Source organism: Brevundimonas sp. Soil_N_31, from assembly GCF_057655995.1.
The window spans coordinates 111,554-130,435 of record NZ_JBDGLE010000005.1 but is presented as its reverse complement, the minus strand read 5'-3'; the positions used below and the strand labels follow the sequence as shown (position 1 = coordinate 130,435).

The following is an 18,882-nucleotide window of genomic DNA, read 5'->3' as shown; positions in this document are numbered from 1 at the left end:
GCCCTAAGTCGCAGAACCATGACCCAGACGCCCGCGACCGCCGCCCCGCTGATCTGCCCCTCCATCCTGGCCAGCGACTTCTCCAAGCTGGGCGAGGAGATCCGCGCCCTGGAGACCGCCGGGGCCGACTGGATCCACGTCGACGTCATGGACGGCCATTTCGTGCCCAACCTGACCATCGGCCCGGACGTGGTGAAGGCCCTGCGTCCGCACACGACCCTGCCGTTCGACGTGCACCTGATGGTCGCCCCGGTCGACAACTGGCTGGAGGCCTATCGCGCGGCGGGCGCCGACATCATGAGCGTCCACCCCGAAAGCGGCCCCCACGTCCACCGCACCCTCGGCCAGATCCATCAACTGGGCGCCAAGGCGGGCCTCGTCTTCAATCCGGCCACGCCGCTGAGCGTGCTGGAAGAGGCGGTCGAACTGGTCGATCTGGTGCTGATCATGTCGGTGAACCCCGGCTTCGGCGGTCAGAAATTCATCGAGACCTCGCTGAAGAAGATCGAGCGCGCCCGCGCCATCCTCGACCGCGCCGGGTCCAAGGCCCGCCTGCAGGTCGATGGCGGCGTCGTGGCCGCCAACGCCGGGGCCTGCGTCGCCGCCGGGGCCGACGCCCTGGTCGCCGGCTCCTTCGTCTTCAAGGGCGGGCCGGACGCCTATGCCGCCAACATCCAGGCCCTGAAGGCCGCCGCCGCGTGAGCCCTCTCGGCCCCTTCGCCCCGCGCGACAGCGACGTCCCTTTGGCCGAAGGGCACATCCCCGGCCTGAAGGGCGCGCCCATGCGCACGCCCGTGCGCCCCGCCTCGGGCGCCCGGCCCGACCCGCGCCTGTGGGCCTCGGTCGCCAAGGGGCTGGCCGCGCGCCAGGCGTGGATCGAACTGTACGGCCTGCCCGGCTATGGCCTGACGCTGGGCGGCCCGACCGCCGAGGGCTTCGCCGTCAGTCCGCGCGATTTCCGCCCCCTGCCCGAGGAGGCGCCGCGCCCCCTGCTGTCGGGCAAGCTGACGCTGGCGGGCCTGAGCCTGGACGCCGGAACCCCGGCCGAGCTGTGGAACAGCCCCACGCCGAGCCGCGCCTTTGCGGTCGAGCTTCACAGCTTCAACTGGCTGCCCGCCATGATGGCCCAGGGCGATCGCGGGACGCGCGAGGCCCTGGCCATGACCCTGGCCTGGCGCGAGGTGTTCAGCCGCTGGTCGCCCTTCTCCTGGGATCCCGACATCCTGGCCCGCCGCGTCTATCACCTGGCCTGCGCCGGACGGCGGCTGGCGGGCGTGGCGACCGAGGTCGAGCGCCTTCAGCTGACCGATATCCTGGCCCATCAGGCGCGCCAGCTGCTGCGGCCGCCCGGCGGGATCATGGGCCGGGCCGAGCGTCTGACTGCCGCCGCCGTCGCCGGCTGCGCCCTGACCGGCAAGGCCGGCGCCGCCATCCGCAACAAGGCGCTGAAACGCCTGCCCGGCGCCCTGGCCGCCACGGTCGCCGCCGACGGCGCCCACGCCACGCGCGCGCCGGAGATGGGGCTGGAGCTGCTGCTCGACCTGCTGACGCTGGACGACGCTCTGGCCCAGCTGTCGGAGGTGACGCCCGAGCCGGTGGCCGAGGCCATCTCGCGCCTGACCCTGGCCCTGCGCCTCCAGACCCTGCCCGACCGGCGGCTGGCCGTGTTCCAGGGCGGCGGCCCCTCGACGCCCGAGCGCGTCGCCGCCGCCCGCGCCCATGACGATGCGCCCGCCGCCCCGCCCAGCGGCGCCGTCGGCGGCCTGCTGCGCGTCTCCAGCCCGCTGCTGACCGTCATGGTCGATGTCGAGGCCCCGGCCCGCAACGCCTGGTCGGCCGCCGCCTGCGGCCAGCCCGCCGCGTTGGAGGTCGTCTGCGGCCGCGACCGCCTGTTCACCTCGGCCGGATGGACGCCGCGCGCCCTGGACCGCCAGGCCCTGCGCCTGACGCCCGGCGCCTCGACAGTGACTCTGGGCGAACAACCGCTGGGCGAACCCCTATCCGGCTGGAAGAGCGAGCTTCTGGGCCCGCGTCTGGTCGGCCCCGCCCTGCACGTCACGCGCCAGCATCAGGACGGCGACGGCGCCGTCTGGCTGGAGGTCGAGCACGACGGCTGGATGCCCGGCTATGGCCTGATGCACCAGCGCCGCCTCTACATCGACCAGCGGCTTGACGAACTGCGCGCCGAAGAGCGGCTGCATCCGCCCGAAGGCCGACCCGAGGCGACCCGCGCCATCGCCGCCCCCTACGCCCTGCGCTTCCAGCTCGAGCCCGGCGTCCAGGCCTCCCTGGCCCGCGACCGCCGCTCCATCCTGCTGCGCGGCCCGTCCGGGCGCGGCTGGTGGTTCCGCAGCGACGGCCCCGACGTGGCTATCGAGCCCGCCGTCCACATTGACGAAGGCCTGACCCGTCGCTCCTTGCAGATCGTCGTACGCGGCTCGGCCCGCACCGACGCCGAGACCAAGGTCCGCTGGAAGCTGAGCCCGGCGGGCGCGAGCGGCGACCCCCACTGATGCTTCGCATGATCTGTCAGCGCTGGATCTACCGGGTCGGCAATTCGACAGTCTGCGTGGACAACGCCTTCAGCTGGGCCGGATGGGCGCAGGAACGCCTCAGGGTCAATGACGAGACGGTGCAGGACAGTCGCGGCATGTTCCGTACGCGCCAATCCTACGCGGAACCGTGGCTGACCACGATCGGCGAGGGCGAGCTGTCGGTGCGTATGTCCGCACGCATTATGAGCATCCAGTGCGAGCTTCTGCTGAACGGCGAACCGCTGGAGCCCGAGGCCTATATGGCGACCCGCTGGGCGGGCCCAAAGAACACCTGGCCTGTCGAAGAGGATTGGCGGCCTGCTCGGCGTGGGGACTTCATCGCCTTGCCGAAGGCCGAGGCCGCCAAGGGCTGACGCCGCGCCCCGTTGGTGCTAGAGGCCCCGCCATCTCCCCGCCCCAGCCGTAAACGGACGCCGCCCATGCCCGCCGCTCCCGACTTTCCGCCCGCACCCGACGCGATCAAACCCGTCCGCGCCCTGATCTCCCTGTCGGACAAGGCGGGGCTGGAAGACGCCGCCCGCACCCTGGCCGGCCTGGGCGTCGAGCTGGTCTCGACCGGCGGCACCAAGGCGGCGATCGCGGGCTTCGGCCTGCCGGTCAAGGACGTGGCCGACCTGACCGGCTTCCCGGAAATGATGGACGGCCGGGTCAAGACCCTGCACCCCGTGGTGCACGGCGGCCTGCTGGGCGTGCGCAACGCCCCGGCCCACGCCGCCGCCATGACCGAGCACAATATCGGCGCCATCGATATCGTCTGGATCGACCTCTATCCCTTCGAGCAGACCGTGGAATCCGGCGGCGGCTTTGAAGCGGCCATCGAGAACATCGACATCGGCGGCCCGGCCATGATCCGCTCGGGCTCGAAGAACCACGGCCACGTCGCGGTCGCCGTCGATGCGGAAAGCATCGGCCTGATCGTCGAAGCTCTGAAATCCGACGGCTCGACTTCGCTGGCCCTGCGCAAGCAGTTGGCCGCCCGCGCCTTCGCCCGCACCGCCGCCTATGACGCCGCCGTATCGTCGTGGTTCGCCGGTCAACTGGACGACGCCGCCCCGGCGCGCAAGTCGATCGCCGGTTCGCTGGCCCAGACCCTGCGTTACGGCGAGAACCCGCATCAGACCGGCGCCTTCTACCGCACCGGCGAGAAGCGTCCGGGCGTGGCCTACGCCACCCAGGTCCAGGGCAAGGAACTGGGCTACAACAACATCGCCGACGCCGACGCCGCCTATGAGCTGGTGGCCGAGTTCGAAGCCCCGGCCTGCGTCATCGTCAAGCACGCCAACCCCTGCGGCGTGGCCGTCGGCAAGAATCTGTCGGAAGCCTACGCCCGCGCGCTGGAATGCGACGCCGTGTCGGCCTTCGGCGGCGTCATCGCCGTCAACCGGCCGCTGAACGGCGAAGACGCCCGCGCCATCACCGGCATCTTCACCGAAGTCGTCATCGCGCCGGGCGCCGATGAAGAGGCCAAGGCCGTCTTCGCCGCCAAGAAGAACCTGCGCCTGCTTATCACCGACGGCCTGCCCGACCCGCACGGTCCGGGCGAAGTCTTCCGTTCGGTGGCGGGCGGCTTCCTGGTGCAGTCGCGCGACCGCTCGCTGATCAAGCCGTCCGACCTGAAGATCGTCACGCGCCGCCAACCGACGCCGACCGAGATCCAGGATATGCTGTTCGCCTTCACCGTGGCCAAGCACGTCAAGTCCAACGCCATCGTCTACGCCAAGGACGGCCAGACGGCGGGCATCGGCGCCGGCCAGATGAACCGTCGCGACAGCGCCCGCATCGCCGCCATCCGCGCCAAGGAAGCGGGCGAGACCAAGGGTCTGGCCCACTCCCTCGCCGAGGGCTCGGCCTGCGCCTCCGAAGCCTTCTTCCCCTTCGCCGACGGCCTGCTGGAGGCCGTGGCCGCCGGGGCCACGGCCGTGATCCAGCCGGGCGGTTCGATCCGCGACGAGGAGGTCATCGCCGCCGCCGACGAACGCGGCATCGCCATGGCCTTCACGGGCGTTCGCGTCTTCCGACACTAGGCATGCAGAGCGCTAATGCGAGCCGCGCGGCGGCTCGCTCCTTGAGCGCAGAAAACAGGGCGCTGCCGGTGGCGCTGCCGGTCATCGGCAGCGCCTTTTTTCGTAGCCGATTTTTAGCGCCGCACATTCAACTCCGCTCACCCCGGCGTCCGCCGGGGTGAGCGGGAGATGAAACATCAGTCCTCGATCACCTCGTGCGAGCCGGCGCGGCCCAGGCGCCAGTAGCCGGCGACCTTCATCCATTTCTGGTTAAACGGCCGCGCCGCCAGCAACGCCGCCCGCATCGAGCGAGCGACCGAGGACTCGCAGGCGACCCAGACATAGGCGTCGGCCGGGTCGATCCGTTTCGCCGCCGCGACCGCCGCCGCCGTCAGGGCCTCCGGGCGGCCGCGCGGGCCGCCGTTGCGGTGCACCCAGACGATCTCGACGTTCGCCGGACTGGGCAGATCCAGCTCTCCGCCTGCGTCGTTCACCTCGATGCAGGCGATGGCGCGCGTGGTCGCAGGCAGTTCCTCCAGGCGCCGAGCGATGGCGGGGATGGCCGCCTCGTCGCCGACGAGCAGGTGCTCGGCGAAACTGGTCGGGATCAGGAAGGAGCCGCGCGGCCCGCCCAGCCCTAGTTCGTCGCCCGGCCGCGCATCCTCTGCCCAGGCCGTCGCCGGACCACCGTGACCGACGGCGAAGTCGATGGTCAGCCGACGATTGGCGGCGTCGAAAACCCGCGGCGTGTAGTCGCGCGCCACGGGCCGAGGCTCCGAGAACACCGGCCCGTCCGGCCCTAGCGTCGGCAGCACCAGAGGCTCGCCGCGCGGCACCGGAAAGATCTTCACATGGTCGTCGAAGCCGGGGCTGAAGAAGCCGTCCAATTCGTCGCCCGTCAGGACGATCCGCTTCAGCACTGGCGTCAGCTGCTCCACCGCCTCAACGCGGGCGCGGCGGAACTTCAGCTCGTGCCGCACGCGGCGCGGTTGTCTCAGCAGGGCGTCGGTCATGCCTGTCTCACCTTTTCAGCTGCGGCTTCGATCAGATCGGCGATGGCCTCGACCTGGGCCTCGCTCAGCGGCGGCTCCTGGGCCAGGCGCTCATGGGTCGCCGCGCGGAAGGTCTCGATGGCCTGGGCGATACGAGCCGGACGGTCGGCGCGGCCGCGCAGGGCCTTCATCTTGCGCTCGGCGTGGGCCAGAGCGTCGGCGTTCTCGACCAGCAGGCGGCGCCCCTCGTCGGTGATGGCGTAGCGTTTCTTGCCGCCCTCGGCGACGACGCTGACGGCGGCCAAGTCCTCCAGCAGGGTCAGGCTGGGGTAGATGACGCCGGGGCTGGGCGTATAGGCGCCGCCCATGCGCGCCTCGATGGCCTTGATCAGCTCGTAGCCGTGGGCGGGTTTGTCCGCGATCAGCGACAGCAGCACCCAGCGCAGGGCGCCGTGTTCGAACATGCGGCCGCCGCCGCGTCGGCCGTGGCCCTCGCCGCGCGTCCGGCCCTCGCCCTGGCGCCGCCCTTCCGGCCACATCGACCGCGCATGGCCGCCATGCCCGAAAGCGCTCCAGCCGCGCCCAAATCCATGGCCCCGACCCTGGTCCAGGCCGTAGCCGCGCTTTCCGATCCCCTTGGATCCTCTCATTTCATCTCTCACTTCGATATATCTAACTTGCAAACAGATATATCGATATATCGAAAACGCAAGACCCCTTTCTTCGGCGACGGGACGGATTAAGCTGCGCCGATGAACACCGTCGCCGCCCGCTGGGCCCTGCTGGAACCGCATGTGCATGTCGTCGGACCGGACGATGATCGCCCCCGCCCGGCGGTGCTTCTGTTCCACGGCTGCGGCGGCCTGCGCGCCCACCTGCCTCGCTACGCCGAGGCGGCCAAGGCGGCGGGCTGGCGCGCCTTCATCGTCGATTCCTACGCCCCGCGCGGCTGGAGCCGGAGCTTCACCCTGGTCGCCGTCTGCACCGGCCTGGCCTTTCGCGGCTATGAGCGGGCGGGCGACGTGTTGGCGGCCATTCACGGAATTTCACAGCGACCCGACGTGGACGCCGCGCAACTGGCGCTGGGCGGGTGGAGCCACGGCGGCTGGGCCATCATGGAGATGATGAGCGAGACGCCCGAGCCGGGCCGCATGGGCGTGGCCGATCCCGCAACCGCCGACCTGTCGGGCGTGAAGGCCGTATGGCTAGCCTATTCCTATATCGGCCCCTGGGCCTTCAACCGGATGAAGCCGTGGCGTCATTGCCCGCGCGTCCTGGCGTTGACGGCCAAACGCGATCATCTGACCACCGTGCGCAACGCCGAACGGGTCAACGCCATGATCCGCGACTGCGGCTCGGAGGTCGAAAGCTGGGTCGCCGACGGCACCCACGCCTTCGACGAGCCGACCAACAACGGCCCGATGCGTCATCACCCGGAGCTAACCGAAGAGGCGCTGCGCCGCTTCACCGCCTTCCTCAAGGACAGCGCGCCCCACGCCTGAAAACAGTCTGCTGGAAATAATCTCTGGACCGCGCCTTGACGCGCGCACCATCACGTAACAATTGAAGTTACATGAAAAGAGACTCCCGCCTCTCCAACATCCTTCATGCTCTGCTGCACATGGCCGAGCACGAACAGCGCTGCGGCCGACCGATGACCTCGGACATGCTGGCGACCTGTCTGTCGACCAATCCGGTCGTGGTCCGCCGCACCATGGCGGGCCTGCGCGAACAGGGGCTGGTCGTATCCGAGAAAGGCCACGGCGGCGGCTGGCGGCTGGCGCGCCCGCTGGAGGTCGTCACCCTGGGCCAGGTTCACGCCGCCCTGGGCGAACCCGGCCTGCTGCCCGAGACGCCGCCGGTCGAGGCCGAGGGTTGCCTGATCGAGGCGGCCGTCAACGACGCCCTGTCCGACACCTACGCCGCCGCGCGCGCCCTGCTGGCCGCGCGGCTGGACTCCATCACCCTGGCCGATCTGGCGGCGGACTTCTCGCGCCGGCTGGCCGCCCATCCCAAGAGAGACCTGCTCCATGCGCACCAGCGAAAATCCGATGCCCCATGACGCCGTCGTCATCGGCGGCTCCTACGCGGGCCTGTCCGCCGCCCTGCAGCTGGTGCGGGCGCGCCGCCGCGTCCTGGTCATCGACGACGGCCGCCCCCGGAACCGCTTCGCCGCTCGCGCGCACGGGGTGCTGAGCAACGACGGCCGTCCGGGGGCTGAGATCGCCGCCGCCGCTCGCGCCCAGGTCGCGGCCTATCCCACCGCCGCCTTCCGCATGGCCGAGGCGGTGGACGCCGCGCGCATCGACGGCGGCTTCTCGGTCGCCTTCGCCGACGGCAGCCGCACCATGGGCCGTCGCCTGATCCTGGCCCATGGGGTCGAGGACGTCCTGCCCGACCTGCCCGGCGTGAAGGAGCGTTGGGGCCGCACCGCCCTGCACTGTCCCTGGTGCCATGGCTATGAGGTCGGCGGCGGGCCGATCGGCGTCCTGGGGCGCGGCGACCATGCGGTCCAATATGCCAGCGTCGTCGCCGAATGGGGGCAGGCCGTGCTGTTCATCGACCCGGCGCGCCTGAGCGAAGACGAGGCGCGCATACTGGCCCGACGCGGCGTGACCATCGAGCCGACGCCCGTCGAACGGCTGGAAGGCGAGGCGCCGACCCTGACCGGAGCGCGGCTGATCGACGGCCGCTTCATCCCGCTGAAGGCCGTCTTCGTCGGCGCCCATGTGCGGCAATCCGGCGGCTTCGCCGAGAGCCTGGGCTGCGAGATGACCGACACCCCCATGGGCCGCATCGTCAAGGTCGACGCCCAGCAGCAGACCAGCCAGCCGGGCGTCTTCGCCGCCGGCGACCTGGCGCGGCCGGCGGGCAACATCACCCTGGCGACGACGGACGGCATGACCGCCGCCTACGCCGCCTTCCGCTCCCTGATCGAAGAGGAGACGGCCTAAAGGAGGCTCAGCGCGGCTCGATCTTCACCTCGGCGCGAACCGAGTTGGCGATGTAGCAGACGTCATGGGCGCGGTGATGCAGGTCGGCGATGGCCGCCGCATCCGGCTGCTTGTCGCCCGACCAGGTCACGGCGGGACGCAGCACCACCTCGGTGATCGACATCTTGCCGCGCTCGTCCTTGCCCAGCGTCCCTTCCGCATCGTCGCGATAGGAATCGACCACGAAGCCGTCCTTGCGGGCGTAGGCCAGGAAGAACAGCATGTGGCAGCTGGACAGGGCGGCGACCAGGGCCTCTTCAGGATCCACGGCCGCTTCTTCGGACAGGGGCGGCGGGATCATGGGCGAGGGCGCCGACGACCCGCGCACCACCGCGCCGCCGTCGAAGCGCCAGTCATGGCCGCGTCCGTATTTGTTGTCGCTGAAGGGCTGATCGCCCCGGTTCCATTCGACGACGGCGACGTGCTGGCTCATGACGGGCTCCGAAACAAAGGGTCGAAGCTTAAGCTAGGCGCCCTAAGCGGGTTCCGCCAGATCGCCCTTGACCAGATCTCCTTGGGTCAGCATCCGCATCTGCATCTGCGCCCGGATGGTGAAGCCCAGCGAATGATACAGGGCGATGGCCCCGGCGTTATCGGCGTAGGAGTGCAGGAAGGCCGTCTCGCCGCGCGCCAGGATGCGCGCGATCACCGCCCGCATCAGCGCCCCGGCGTAGCCCCGCCCGCGCGCGTCGGGATGGGCGCAGACGCCCGAGACCTCGGTGAAGCCGTCCGGCTTCAGCCGCTCGCCCGCCATGGCCAGCAGCCGCCCGTCCTGCTTGACCCCGAAGAAGTCGCCCAGTCGATGCGTCTTGTCGAAGAAGGGCCCCGGCTCGGTCAGCGTCGCCAGGGCCAGCATGGCGGGCGCGTCGGCCTCGGTCAGGGGCTCGACGGCGATGTCGCGCGCCTTGGCCGGGGTCAGATCGACCAGCACCATCTGCGTCAGCACCGCCTCCTTCAGCACCGTCAGGCCAGGCGGGACAGGCGTGCGCTCCGCCTCGACCGTGGCCAGCAGGCCCTCGGGCTGCTCCAGCGCCGAAATGGCCGCCAGGCTTTCCGGCGACTGATCGACGCCGGCGACGAAGACGCCGTAACCCGGCGCCAGCCGCAGCGCCCCGCCTGCGCCCACGGCCAGGGACGCCTGACGCGCGGACGTCAGGGCGTTCCAGACCGGACGGTCGAGCGGGTGCGCCATTCGGCTCAGCCCCGCCAGAAGCCGACGATCTTCTTGACCTCGGCGATGGTCGGCTCGGCGATCTCACGCGCCTTTTCGGCGCCCGCGGCCAGGGCGCGGTCGATTTCGGCCGGGTCGTTCATCAGACGGCGCATCTCGGCGGTGACGTTCGCCATCGAGGACACGGCCAGCTCCGCCAGCTTGGGCTTGAAGGCGCCGAAGCCCTGGCCCGCGAACTCGGCCAGCACGGCCTCGCGCGTCGTGTCGGACAGGGCGGCGTAGATGGCGACCAGGTTCTTGGCCTCAGCCCGGCCTTCCAGACCCTCAACCGTTTCCGGCAAGGGCTCCATGTCGGTCTTGGCCTTGCGGATCTTGTTGGCGATGGCGTCGGCGTCGTCGGTCAGATTGATGCGCGACAGATCCGACGGATCGGACTTGGACATCTTGGCCGCGCCGTCGCGCAGGGACATGACCCGCGTCGCCGGACCCTGGATCAGCGGCTCGGGCAGGGGGAAGTAGCCCGGCGTGCCGAAGTCGTTGTTGAACTTCTGGGCGATGTCGCGGGTCAGCTCCAGATGCTGCTTCTGGTCCTCGCCGACAGGCACTTCGGTCGCCTTGTAGAGCAGGATGTCCGCCGCCTGCAGCACCGGATAGGTGTAGAGGCCGACGCTGGAGCGTTCCTTGTGCTTGCCCGATTTCTCCTTGAACTGGGTCATCCGGTCCAGCCAGCCCAGGCGACCGACGCAGTTGAAGATCCAGGCCAGCTCGGCATGGGCGGGCACGGCCGACTGCGGGAAGATGACCGCCTTGGCCGGGTCGAGGCCCGAGGCCAGATAGGCCGCCGCGATCTCGCGCGTCTGGGCGGCCAGCTTCTCCGGCTCCTGCCAGACGGTGATGGCGTGCATGTCGGCGACGAAGACGAACAGGGGCGCGCCCGTCTCCTGCAGTTCGGTGAAGCGCTTCAGCGCGCCCAGATAGTTGCCCAGGTGCAGGGCGCCGGAGGCCTGGATGCCGGACAGGATGCGGCGCGGACCGGTGTATTGGGCCGGAGTCTGGTCAGTCATGATGATGGATCTCGGAAGTCGGAAGGCGAATGTCGGCGCGCGTCATCCCGCGCGAAAGGCAGGCGTGCGAAGGCACGAGGCGGCAGGTCAGCCGCGCCATCGTCCGTGAGCGAGTTTTCGTCCCGAAAGCGCCATGTCCTCGCGCTTATCGGTTCGGGGCGCGAAGGGCAACACTCCTGCGGCGGTTCGCACGTCGCCGCGATCATGGAACGATGTTAGCCTCCTCTTCCATCGGCATGGAGGGAAGGACATGGACGAGTTCGAAGTCGCCCCGCCCGAGGGTTTCGACTCTCGCCTGGCGCTAACGCGGATGCTGGCGCTGCTGCGCCACCTGATCGACATGATCGCCGAGTTCAGGGAGACGCTGATCCTGACCAGCGGCGGCGCCCCCGCCGACCCGGTGCTGGACGAGGCCTTCCTGGCGGCGAGGAGCCTGGCGCTGGAAGACGTCGACGCCCTGATCGCCTTGGTCGATGCGGCCGACTTCACCGCCCCGGCCATGGTCGAGCATCGCCTTCAGGGCGAGGCGTTGCGCTTCAAGATGCTGGCGATCCTGGCGGCCTATCGCCTGGTCGTCGCCGCCCAACCCAGCCGGAATCCCGGCATGAGCCGAGGCTGGTCCCTGTACCGCCGCGCCCTGCGCGCGACGCTGGCCGCCATCGACGGGCCGCTGGAATCCCTGACGGCGGCGCTCGGCGCCAAACAGGGTCTGGTGGAGTTCAAGAAGGCGCTGGAGGTTCTGCTGGACCTATGACCGGGCCGAGCGTCGGACCAGCCCCTTGACCTCGGCCACCGTCACGGCGCGCGTCAGGAAGGCCAGGACGACATAGGCCAGACCGCCCGCCGCCACGACCAGCAGCAGGGTGACCTCCTTGGCGCCGTGGGTCGAACCTAGCATGGCCAGCAGGTCCGCGACCGGCGCCTGCAGCATCGGCCGCGCCCAGGAGGCGACGCCGACGACCGCCGCCAGACCTGCGCTGGCCAAGGCGATGCGTCCCAGACGCCAGACCGCGCGCGGGCTGGGCCGGTAATGACCACGCCGCCACAGGGTCGCCGCCAGCAGGATGACGTTGGTCCAGGCCGAGGCGCTGACCGCCGCCGCAATGCCCGACACCCCCATGCCCAAGTAGAAGAGGCCGATCGCCAGCGCCGCGTTCACCGCCACGGACACAAGGGCGAAGACCATGGGCCTGCGCGTATCGCCGCGCGCGAAGAAGGCGGGCGCCAGGATGCGGATCAGCACGAAGGCCGGCACGCCCCAGCCGAAATGCAGCAGGGCGTGGGCCGTGTTGACGGCGTCGATCTGAAGGAAGGCGCCGCGCGTGAACAGGGCGTCGATCAGGAAATAGGGCATGGCCATCAGGGCCGCCGCCGCCGGCAGGGTCAGGGCCATGGACAGGATCAGCGCCTCGTCCATTGAGGCCTGCTGCTGGCCGTGATCCTGCGACGCCACCGCCGCCGACAGCTTGGGCAAAAGGGCGATGCCGATCGCCACCCCGACCAGCCCCAGCGGCAGCTGATACAGCCGGTCCGCCGTCGCCAGCCAGGTGCGGCCGCCGTCGACGAAGCTGGACAGGTTGCCGGAGATGAAGACGTTGATCTGGGTCGCGCTGTTGCCGATGGCGGCGGGAACGGCGGTGATGATGATGGCCTTCACCGCCGGGGTCATCTTCGGCAGGCTGAGACGGATGTTCGCCCCCGCCTTGCGCGCCGCCCACCAGCACAGACCCGCCTGGGCCACGCCCGCGACCAGCACGGCCCATGAGGCGGCGTAGGCGGCCTCGATCTGGTCGCCCTTCACCGGGATGACGGCGGCCAGCATGATCAGGTTCAGCAGGATCGGATAGGCGCCCGAGACGATGAAGCGCCCCCGCGCGTTCAGCACCCCGCTGAGCAGGGAGGCGATCGCCATACAGGGCAGGTAGGGCATGGTGATCTGGGTCAAGATCACCGCCAGCTTGAAGCGTGCAGGGTCGTCCAGAAAGCCGATGTTGATGACGGTCATCAGCCACGGCATGGCCAGTTGGGCGACCACGGTCAGAGCCACGGTGACGGCGGCCACGGCGGCCAGGGCGTCGGTGGCCACCTTGTCCGCCGCCGCCTCGCCTTCGCTTTTCAGCGTCTTGGCGTAGGCGGGCACGAAGGCGGCCGCGAAGGCGCCCTCGGCGAAGATGCGCCGAAACAGATTGGGGAAGTTCAGCGCGGTGTAATAGGCGTCGGCAGCCGGTCCCGCCGAGGCCCCCAGCGCCGCCGTAATGACCAGATCGCGCGCGAACCCGGCCAGACGGCTGAGCAGGGTCATGGCGCTGAAGATGGCCGAGGATCGCGCCACGCCGCCCGTCTTGGCTGTTGCAGCAGACGCAGGCGGCTGGACGACCGGCTCGACCGTGGCGTTTGCCGCAGAAATGGGCGCGGCCGGTTCGATGGGATCGGTCTTGTCGTTCACGGCTGTTCCTGCGCTCGGTCCCGAAACGCCTTAGCGCGCCTGCGAGCCGCTGGATACGGGCTTGCGGCCCAACGCGCCTTCCAGATCCGAGACGTCGCGCACGCTGGCGCGAACGGGGACGATGCGCCGTCCCGCCGGGCCTTGCGGCGCGCGATCCAGCACCTCCAGAAGATCTGTCTTCAGAGCCTCCAGCTTCGACTTGCTCCTGGGTTTCCGACCGTCGGCGTCGGTGATGTAGAAGCCGTCCACCGCCCGCTCGCCGAAGCTGGCGACGTGGGCCGAGCGGGTCGAATAGCCGTGCGTCGAAATCGTCCGCGCCAGGTCCGCCAGCAGGCCCGGACGGTCGGCGCCCGAGACCTCGATCACCACGGCGCTGGTCCCTGTATCGGCGTCGATCCGCACCACCGGCCGCACATCGAAGACGGCGCGGCGGGCGCTGACGCGCGGCGCCTCAAGCGTCGAGGTCCGCGCGCCCTTCAGCACCGCCCGCTCCATCGCCCGGACCAAAATGGCCAGACGTCGCGGCTCGCGCCCGCCATAGGGTTCGCCCGCCCCGTCCTGAATCTCGAACACGTCCAGCGCCATGCCGTCGTCGGCGGTGGCCAGCCGCGCGCCCACCACATCGGCGCCCGCCATCGACAGGGTGGCGGCCAGGTCAGCGAACAGGCCGGGCCGGTCGCGCGCCGCCACGGCCACGCGGGCGGTGGATTCCAGCGGCCCTTCGGCGGGTAGGGCCTCGACCGCCGCCCCCTCGCGCCGCGCTCGTTCGACCAGAGCGGGGTGATCGGCCAGAGGGTCTTCGCGCGTCACGGCGTCGCCCCGGAACAGGGCCTCGGTCGCCTCGAACAGGGCGCGCATCAGCTGCCCCTTCCAGCCGTTCCACACCCCCGGCCCGACGGCGCGGATGTCGGCCACGGTCAGCACCATCAGCATCCGCAACCGCTCCGGGTCGCCCACCGCCTCGGCGAAGGCGCGCACGGTCGAGGGGTCGGACACGTCGCGCTTCTGGGCGTAGTCGCTCATCAGCAGATGATGACGCACCAGCCAGACGACCAGCTCGATCCGGCGCGGATCGACGCCCAGCCGCTCGCAGGCCCGGCGCGCGGCGATGGCGCCGTCCTCCAGCTGGCCCCGGTCGCCGCCCTTGCCCACGTCATGCAGCAGCATGGCCAGCATCAGGACTTCGATGTCGGCGATACGGGGGACAATGGCGGTCGAGGCCGGGTGATCCGCCTTCAGCTTGCCGCGCGCGATGTCGTTGATGATCCCGACCGCCTGCAGGGTGTGCTCGTCCACCGTATAGGCGTGATACATATTGAACTGGGTCTGGCCGACGATCCGCCCCCACTCGGGCAGGAAGCGGCCGAGAAAGCCCGTCTCATTCATGATCGACAGGATGCGATAGGGCCGCTGGCCGTGCGCCAACACCGTCAGGAAGGCCTCGGCCGCGCGCGGATCGCGGCGCAGGGCGGGCGTCACCAGGGTCAGCGAACGGATCACGGCGGCGAAGGCGTCGGGGTGCAGGTCCAGATCCAGCCGGTCCGCCTCGACGAACAGCAGCAGCAGGCGCACCGGATCGCGGGCGAAGACGTTGGGCCCCGTCACCGTCAGCCGTCCCTCCTCCACCGCCAGACCGTCGAAGGCCAGCTTGACCCGGCGCCGCCGAATCAACCGCGACAGGCCGCGCGCCAGCCCTTCGGCCTTCTTCTGCTGACGCGCCTCCAACTGGGCCGAGACGGCGCGGGTCAGGGCGCCGACCTCGCGCGCGACCTGAAAATAGCGGCGCATGAAGCGCTCGACCGCCAGCTCGTCGCCACGCCCGCGCCAGCCCATGCGCCGGGCGATTTCGGGCTGGACGTCAAAGGTCAGCTTCTCCTCGGCCCGCCCGGCGACCAGATGCAGCAGGATGCGCACCCGCCACAGGAAGCCGATCGCCTCGCGGAAGCTGCGCAGCTCGCGCGCGGTCAGCAGGCCCTCCAGCGCCGCCTGCCCCCGCTCGCTGTCCGGCGCCAGGGACCGGGCGATCCAGAACAGGGTGTTGAGGTCGCGAAGGCCGCCCTTGCCGTCCTTGACGTTCGGTTCGACGCGATAGCGGACAGCGCCGGTCTTCTGCAGGCGCACGTCGCGCTCGGCCATCTTGGCGGCGATGAAGGGGCGCGGATCGGCGCGGGCGACGGCGGTGCGGAACCGCTTCAACAGGCTTTCGCCCAGGGCCGCATCCCCGGCCAGCACCCGCGCTTCCAGCAAGGTCGTGCGCACCGTCATGTCGTCGCGCGCCAGCGTCAGCGTCTCGCCGATGGAGCGGAAGGCCGACCCGACCTTCAGCCCCAGATCCCACAGGACGTAGTGGACGAACTCGACCACCGCCTGGGCGCGCGGACTGATCGCCTGGCCCGGCCGCAGGAACAGCAGATCGAGGTCCGAAAACGGCGCCAGCACCCCGCGCCCGTAGCCGCCGACCGCCAGCAGGGTCAGCCGCTCGTCCGGAGCCGGATGGACCTGTTCGGTCGCGAACCGCCACAAGGTGGTCAGCAGGGCGTCGGCGGCTTCGGCGTAGAGGCGGGCGGCTTCAGCGCCGTCGGTGGCGCTCTCGGCCCGACGGGCGGCGCGGGCGCGGGCGGCGTCGAAGCTTTCGCGCAGGAGCGTGGTGACGGCGGCGCGCGGGTCCGGCGCCGAGGCGGCGTCGAGAATGGCGAGCGGGAGCGGGGGCTGTGCGGTCACGGCGGGAAGCATAGCACGCCCTCCTATTCCCGCTCATCCCGGCGGACGCCGGGATCCAGTCCTTTGGCTTTAGGCGCGCGCTTAGACATTGGCAGCTCCAGCCTTACCGATGGAGAGCGAAGCTCGCACTGGATCCCGGCGTCCGCCGGGATGAGCGGGGACTTAGGTCTTCGCCAGGCCCTTCAACCGATACAGCGCCTCCAGCGCCTCGCGCGGGGTCAGGTCGTCCGGGTCGATGGCGGCGACGGCTTCGTCGAGCATGGACTTCACCGGCGGCGGGGGCGGTTCGGCCGCCGCGAACAGGGGCAGGTCGTCCAGACGGGCGGTCGCCGCCTTCTCATTCTCCAGCCGCTCCAGCACCTCGCGGGCGCGGCTGACGACGGCGGTGGGCACCCCGGCCAGACGCGCCACCTGCACGCCGTAGGAGCGATCCGCCGCACCGGGCGCCGCCTCGTGCAGGAAGACCAGTTCGCCGTTCCACTCGCGCGCTTTCATCGACAGATTGCAGACGTGATCCAGCCGTTCCTCCAGCTGGGCCAGCTCATGATAGTGGGTGGCGAACAGGGTGCGGGCGCGGTTGGTTTCGTGCAGGGCCTCGGCCGTGGCCCAGGCGATGGCCAGCCCGTCATAGGTGGCGGTGCCGCGCCCGATCTCGTCCAGCACGACGAAGCTGCGCCCCGTCGCCTGGGTCAGGATGGCGGCCGTCTCGACCATCTCCATCATGAAAGTGGAGCGGCCGCGCGCCAGGTCGTCGCCCGCGCCCACACGACTGAACAGGCGATCGACCACGCCCAGCTTCATCGACCGCGCCGGCACGAAGGTCCCGGCCTGGGCCAGCACGATCAGAAGCGCGTTTTGGCGCAGGAAGGTCGACTTGCCCGCCATGTTCGGGCCCGTGACGATGGACAGGCGCGAGGCCCCGACGCCGTCGCCCGCCAGCTGGCAGTTGTTGGGCGTATAGGGCAGGCCCTGCGCCTTCACCGCCGCCTCGACCACCGGGTGACGGCCCGCCTCGACGGCGAAACAGAGGCTGTCGTCCACGCTGGGGCGCACGGCCCCGACCTCTTCGGCCCATTCGGCCAGGGCGGCGTGGGCGTCCAGTTCGGCCAGGGCTTCGGCCACGCCCTGCAGCGGCCCGGCCAGACGCGCGACCTCGCGGCGCCAGCCCTCGAAGGTCTCGGCCTCGATGGCCAAAGCACGGTGCCCGGCCTGGCTGATCTTTGCGTCCAGTTCCGACAGTTCGACGGTGGTGAAGCGCACCTGATTGGCCAGGGTCTGGCGGTGGATGAAGGGGCTGTCCGGTCCCGCCCGCAGCAGAGGTTCGGCCGCCTTGGCGCTGGTCTCCAGGAAGTAGCCGAGGACGGCGTTGTGACGCACCTTGAAGGCGACGCCGCTGTCGGCGACGGCCTTGGCCTCCAGTTCGGCGATGACCTTGCGGCTGTCATCGCGCAGGGTGCGGGCGGCGTCCAGTTCAGGGCGATGGCCGGGGTTCACATAGCCGCCGTCGCGCGCCAGATGCGGCGGCTCGTCCACCAGGCCGTCGCTCAGTTCAGCCAGCAGATGCGACAGGTCGCCCTCAAGCGCCAGCTGGTCCAGACAGGCCGTCACCCGCGCGGGCGGCCCGGCCAACGGGTCGTTGGCCGAGGCGGCGAAGAGGGCGCTCAGGCCCTCGGCCGTCTTCAAGCCCGAGCGGATCGCCGCCAGATCGCGCGGCCCGCCGCGTCCCAGCGCCAGTCGCGAAGTCGCCCGCGCCACATCGGCCGAGGCCCGCAAGGCGTCCCGAAGGTTCCGCCGCAGGTCGCGCCGCTCCAGCAACCATTCCACCGCATCCAGTCCCGCGTTGATCGCCGCCGGATCACGCAAAGGGCGCGAGATGCGTTCGGCCAGCGCCCGCGCCCCGCCCGAGGTCACGGTGCGGTCGATGGCGTGCAGCAGGGAGCCGTCGCGCTCGCCCCGTTGGGTGCGGTCGATTTCGAGGCTGAGACGCGTCGCCGGATCGATGGCGAGGAAGCCGCTCTCGCCCGAGCGGCGCGGCGGGGTCAGGGCCGGGATCTTGCCCGCCTGCGTCGTCTCCAGATAGGCGGCGATCAGGCCCAGAGCGGAGATTTCCGCCTCTTCAAAGGCGCCGAAACCGTCCAGCGCCGAGACGCCGTAAAGCCGCTGCACCCGATCCTTCGCCCCGACCGGCTCGGCCAGGGCCTGGGGCATGGCCTGAACCACGCCGCCCGAGCCGTCCAGCGCGCCCTTCATCGTCTCGTCCGAGAACAGGCGATCGGGGACCAGCACCTCCGACGGGCGGAACGCCGCCAACGCCGCGCCCAGATCGTTGAGGTCGCAGGCGACCGAATCCACCACGCCCGCCGACAGCTCGACCACCGCCACGGCGGCCCTGCCCTTGCGGATCGCCACGGCCGCCAGCCGGTTCGCGCCGCGCGCGTCCAACAGGGTGTCCTCGGTCAGGGTGCCGGGCGTCACCACCCGCACGATGTCGCGGTGGACCACGGCCTTGGAGCCGCGTTTCTTGGCCTCGGCCGGATCTTCCAGCTGTTCGCAGACCGCGACCTTGAAGCCCTGACGGATCAGCCGCGCCAGATAGCCGTCCATGGCGTGGACCGGCACCCCGGCCATGGGGATGTCCTCGCCCTGATGCTTGCCGCGTTTGGTCAGGGCGATGCCGAGCGCGGCGGCCGCCTTCTGCGCGTCCTCGAAGAACAGCTCGTAGAAGTCGCCCATGCGGAAGAACAGCATGGCTTCGGGCTGGGTGGCCTTGACCGACAGATACTGAGCCATAACCGGCGTAGTGCCGGCGTCGGGCTTGAGGTCGGTCTTCGGAGGGTGGGAAAGCGGCGCATTCATCTGACCCGCAGGGTGGCGGATCGGGGCGGCGGCCTCAAGCGCGGGCGGCGTCCCTCATGCACAGGCGCAAGGCGACCTGTG

The 18,882-nt window shown here is 70.5% G+C and carries 16 protein-coding genes; 8 read left to right on the top strand and 8 right to left on the bottom strand.

The genetic code is table 11. The annotated features are described in order from the left end of the window. Nucleotides 1-18 precede the first annotated feature (18 nt). The 4 genes from rpe to purH all read left to right on the top strand — a co-directional run bounded on the left by rpe (nucleotide 19) and on the right by purH (nucleotide 4,579). Nucleotides 19-702: a ribulose-phosphate 3-epimerase gene (rpe, locus tag AC3A3G_RS10025; protein WP_289647838.1), complete on the top strand. Its 684-nt coding sequence runs from the start codon at nucleotides 19-21 to the stop codon at nucleotides 700-702. Further along, the gene (locus AC3A3G_RS10020) at nucleotides 699-2,513 is read left to right on the top strand and encodes a heparinase II/III family protein (RefSeq protein ID WP_487488105.1); all 1,815 of its coding nucleotides are present in this window, start codon (nucleotides 699-701) and stop codon (nucleotides 2,511-2,513) included. Before rpe ends, AC3A3G_RS10020 begins: the two co-directional genes overlap by 4 nt. Beyond that, nucleotides 2,513-2,908, top strand: coding sequence for a hypothetical protein (locus tag AC3A3G_RS10015; protein WP_487488104.1), 396 nt, complete (start codon nucleotides 2,513-2,515; stop codon nucleotides 2,906-2,908). Before AC3A3G_RS10020 ends, AC3A3G_RS10015 begins: the two co-directional genes overlap by 1 nt. A 66-nt stretch (nucleotides 2,909-2,974) precedes the next feature. Then, the gene (gene purH, locus AC3A3G_RS10010) at nucleotides 2,975-4,579 is read left to right on the top strand and encodes a bifunctional phosphoribosylaminoimidazolecarboxamide formyltransferase/IMP cyclohydrolase (protein WP_487488103.1); all 1,605 of its coding nucleotides are present in this window, start codon (nucleotides 2,975-2,977) and stop codon (nucleotides 4,577-4,579) included. Between the two features lie 176 nt (nucleotides 4,580-4,755). On the opposite strand, the gene AC3A3G_RS10005 is transcribed toward purH, so the two are convergent. Both AC3A3G_RS10005 and AC3A3G_RS10000 read right to left on the bottom strand, forming a co-directional pair. Then, nucleotides 4,756-5,571, bottom strand: coding sequence for a siderophore-interacting protein (locus AC3A3G_RS10005; RefSeq protein WP_200168282.1), 816 nt, complete (start codon nucleotides 5,569-5,571; stop codon nucleotides 4,756-4,758). Continuing rightward, nucleotides 5,568-6,200 (bottom strand): PadR family transcriptional regulator, encoded by a 633-nt coding sequence (locus tag AC3A3G_RS10000; RefSeq protein ID WP_487488102.1) that lies wholly within the window; start codon nucleotides 6,198-6,200, stop codon nucleotides 5,568-5,570. Before AC3A3G_RS10000 ends, AC3A3G_RS10005 begins: the two co-directional genes overlap by 4 nt. 102 nt (nucleotides 6,201-6,302) lie before the next feature. On the opposite strand from AC3A3G_RS10000, the gene AC3A3G_RS09995 reads away from it, so the two are divergent. The 3 genes from AC3A3G_RS09995 (at nucleotide 6,303) to AC3A3G_RS09985 (ending at nucleotide 8,504) form a co-directional block, all read left to right on the top strand. Further along, nucleotides 6,303-7,052 carry a dienelactone hydrolase family protein gene (locus tag AC3A3G_RS09995; RefSeq protein ID WP_200168284.1) on the top strand — a complete coding sequence of 250 codons (750 nt, stop codon included), beginning with the start codon at nucleotides 6,303-6,305 and terminating at the stop codon, nucleotides 7,050-7,052. A gap of 71 nt (nucleotides 7,053-7,123) precedes the next feature. Continuing rightward, nucleotides 7,124-7,612: an Rrf2 family transcriptional regulator gene (locus AC3A3G_RS09990; RefSeq protein WP_200168285.1), complete on the top strand. Its 489-nt coding sequence runs from the start codon at nucleotides 7,124-7,126 to the stop codon at nucleotides 7,610-7,612. Further along, nucleotides 7,581-8,504 carry an NAD(P)/FAD-dependent oxidoreductase gene (locus AC3A3G_RS09985; RefSeq protein ID WP_234287879.1) on the top strand — a complete coding sequence of 308 codons (924 nt, stop codon included), beginning with the start codon at nucleotides 7,581-7,583 and terminating at the stop codon, nucleotides 8,502-8,504. Before AC3A3G_RS09990 ends, AC3A3G_RS09985 begins: the two co-directional genes overlap by 32 nt. A gap of 7 nt (nucleotides 8,505-8,511) precedes the next feature. Here AC3A3G_RS09985 and AC3A3G_RS09980 read toward each other — a convergent pair whose 3' ends face one another. From AC3A3G_RS09980 to trpS, 3 genes are read right to left on the bottom strand one after another with little or no spacing between them, the layout of a single operon-like run. Next, nucleotides 8,512-8,976: an OsmC family protein gene (locus AC3A3G_RS09980; RefSeq protein WP_200168286.1), complete on the bottom strand. Its 465-nt coding sequence runs from the start codon at nucleotides 8,974-8,976 to the stop codon at nucleotides 8,512-8,514. A 42-nt stretch (nucleotides 8,977-9,018) separates the two neighbouring features. Then, a complete protein-coding gene (locus AC3A3G_RS09975; RefSeq protein ID WP_200168287.1) occupies nucleotides 9,019-9,735 on the bottom strand; it encodes a GNAT family N-acetyltransferase in 717 nt (238 codons plus the stop codon). A 5-nt stretch (nucleotides 9,736-9,740) separates the two neighbouring features. Further along, nucleotides 9,741-10,778 carry a tryptophan--tRNA ligase gene (gene trpS / locus AC3A3G_RS09970; RefSeq protein WP_368924335.1) on the bottom strand — a complete coding sequence of 346 codons (1,038 nt, stop codon included), beginning with the start codon at nucleotides 10,776-10,778 and terminating at the stop codon, nucleotides 9,741-9,743. Between the two features lie 250 nt (nucleotides 10,779-11,028). Here trpS and AC3A3G_RS09965 point away from each other — a divergent pair, with 250 nt between their 5' ends. Beyond that, nucleotides 11,029-11,532 carry a hypothetical protein gene (locus tag AC3A3G_RS09965; RefSeq protein WP_200168289.1) on the top strand — a complete coding sequence of 168 codons (504 nt, stop codon included), beginning with the start codon at nucleotides 11,029-11,031 and terminating at the stop codon, nucleotides 11,530-11,532. On the opposite strand, the gene murJ is transcribed toward AC3A3G_RS09965, so the two are convergent. From murJ to mutS, 3 genes are all read right to left on the bottom strand, one after another. Next, on the bottom strand, nucleotides 11,527-13,224 hold the full coding sequence (gene murJ / locus AC3A3G_RS09960; protein WP_487488101.1) for a murein biosynthesis integral membrane protein MurJ: 1,698 nt from the start codon (nucleotides 13,222-13,224) through the stop codon (nucleotides 11,527-11,529). The two genes, AC3A3G_RS09965 and murJ, sit on opposite strands and share 6 nt — an antisense overlap. 30 nt (nucleotides 13,225-13,254) lie before the next feature. Beyond that, nucleotides 13,255-15,957, bottom strand: a complete 2,703-nt coding sequence (glnD, locus tag AC3A3G_RS09955) for a [protein-PII] uridylyltransferase (protein ID WP_487488100.1) — start codon at nucleotides 15,955-15,957, stop codon at nucleotides 13,255-13,257. Between the two features lie 150 nt (nucleotides 15,958-16,107). Continuing rightward, nucleotides 16,108-18,801: a DNA mismatch repair protein MutS gene (gene mutS / locus AC3A3G_RS09950; RefSeq protein ID WP_487488099.1), complete on the bottom strand. Its 2,694-nt coding sequence runs from the start codon at nucleotides 18,799-18,801 to the stop codon at nucleotides 16,108-16,110. Nucleotides 18,802-18,882: the final 81 nt, after the last annotated feature.

What these genes read in the sequence shown, in the direction of transcription:
- rpe (WP_289647838.1), top strand. Translation starts at nt 19, where the DNA reads ATGACCCAGACGCCCGCGACCGCCGCCCCGCTGATCTGCCCCTCCATC.
- AC3A3G_RS09975 (WP_200168287.1), bottom strand. Translation starts at nt 9,735, where the DNA reads ATGGCGCACCCGCTCGACCGTCCGGTCTGGAACGCCCTGACGTCCGCG.
- AC3A3G_RS10015 (WP_487488104.1), top strand. Translation starts at nt 2,513, where the DNA reads ATGCTTCGCATGATCTGTCAGCGCTGGATCTACCGGGTCGGCAATTCG.
- AC3A3G_RS09990 (WP_200168285.1), top strand. Translation starts at nt 7,124, where the DNA reads ATGAAAAGAGACTCCCGCCTCTCCAACATCCTTCATGCTCTGCTGCAC.
- trpS (WP_368924335.1), bottom strand. Translation starts at nt 10,778, where the DNA reads ATGACTGACCAGACTCCGGCCCAATACACCGGTCCGCGCCGCATCCTG.
- glnD (WP_487488100.1), bottom strand. Translation starts at nt 15,957, where the DNA reads ATGCTTCCCGCCGTGACCGCACAGCCCCCGCTCCCGCTCGCCATTCTC.
- AC3A3G_RS09965 (WP_200168289.1), top strand. Translation starts at nt 11,029, where the DNA reads ATGGACGAGTTCGAAGTCGCCCCGCCCGAGGGTTTCGACTCTCGCCTG.
- AC3A3G_RS10005 (WP_200168282.1), bottom strand. Translation starts at nt 5,571, where the DNA reads ATGACCGACGCCCTGCTGAGACAACCGCGCCGCGTGCGGCACGAGCTG.
- AC3A3G_RS10000 (WP_487488102.1), bottom strand. Translation starts at nt 6,200, where the DNA reads ATGAGAGGATCCAAGGGGATCGGAAAGCGCGGCTACGGCCTGGACCAG.
- AC3A3G_RS09985 (WP_234287879.1), top strand. Translation starts at nt 7,581, where the DNA reads ATGCGCACCAGCGAAAATCCGATGCCCCATGACGCCGTCGTCATCGGC.
- AC3A3G_RS09980 (WP_200168286.1), bottom strand. Translation starts at nt 8,976, where the DNA reads ATGAGCCAGCACGTCGCCGTCGTCGAATGGAACCGGGGCGATCAGCCC.
- mutS (WP_487488099.1), bottom strand. Translation starts at nt 18,801, where the DNA reads ATGAATGCGCCGCTTTCCCACCCTCCGAAGACCGACCTCAAGCCCGAC.
- purH (WP_487488103.1), top strand. Translation starts at nt 2,975, where the DNA reads ATGCCCGCCGCTCCCGACTTTCCGCCCGCACCCGACGCGATCAAACCC.
- AC3A3G_RS09995 (WP_200168284.1), top strand. Translation starts at nt 6,303, where the DNA reads ATGAACACCGTCGCCGCCCGCTGGGCCCTGCTGGAACCGCATGTGCAT.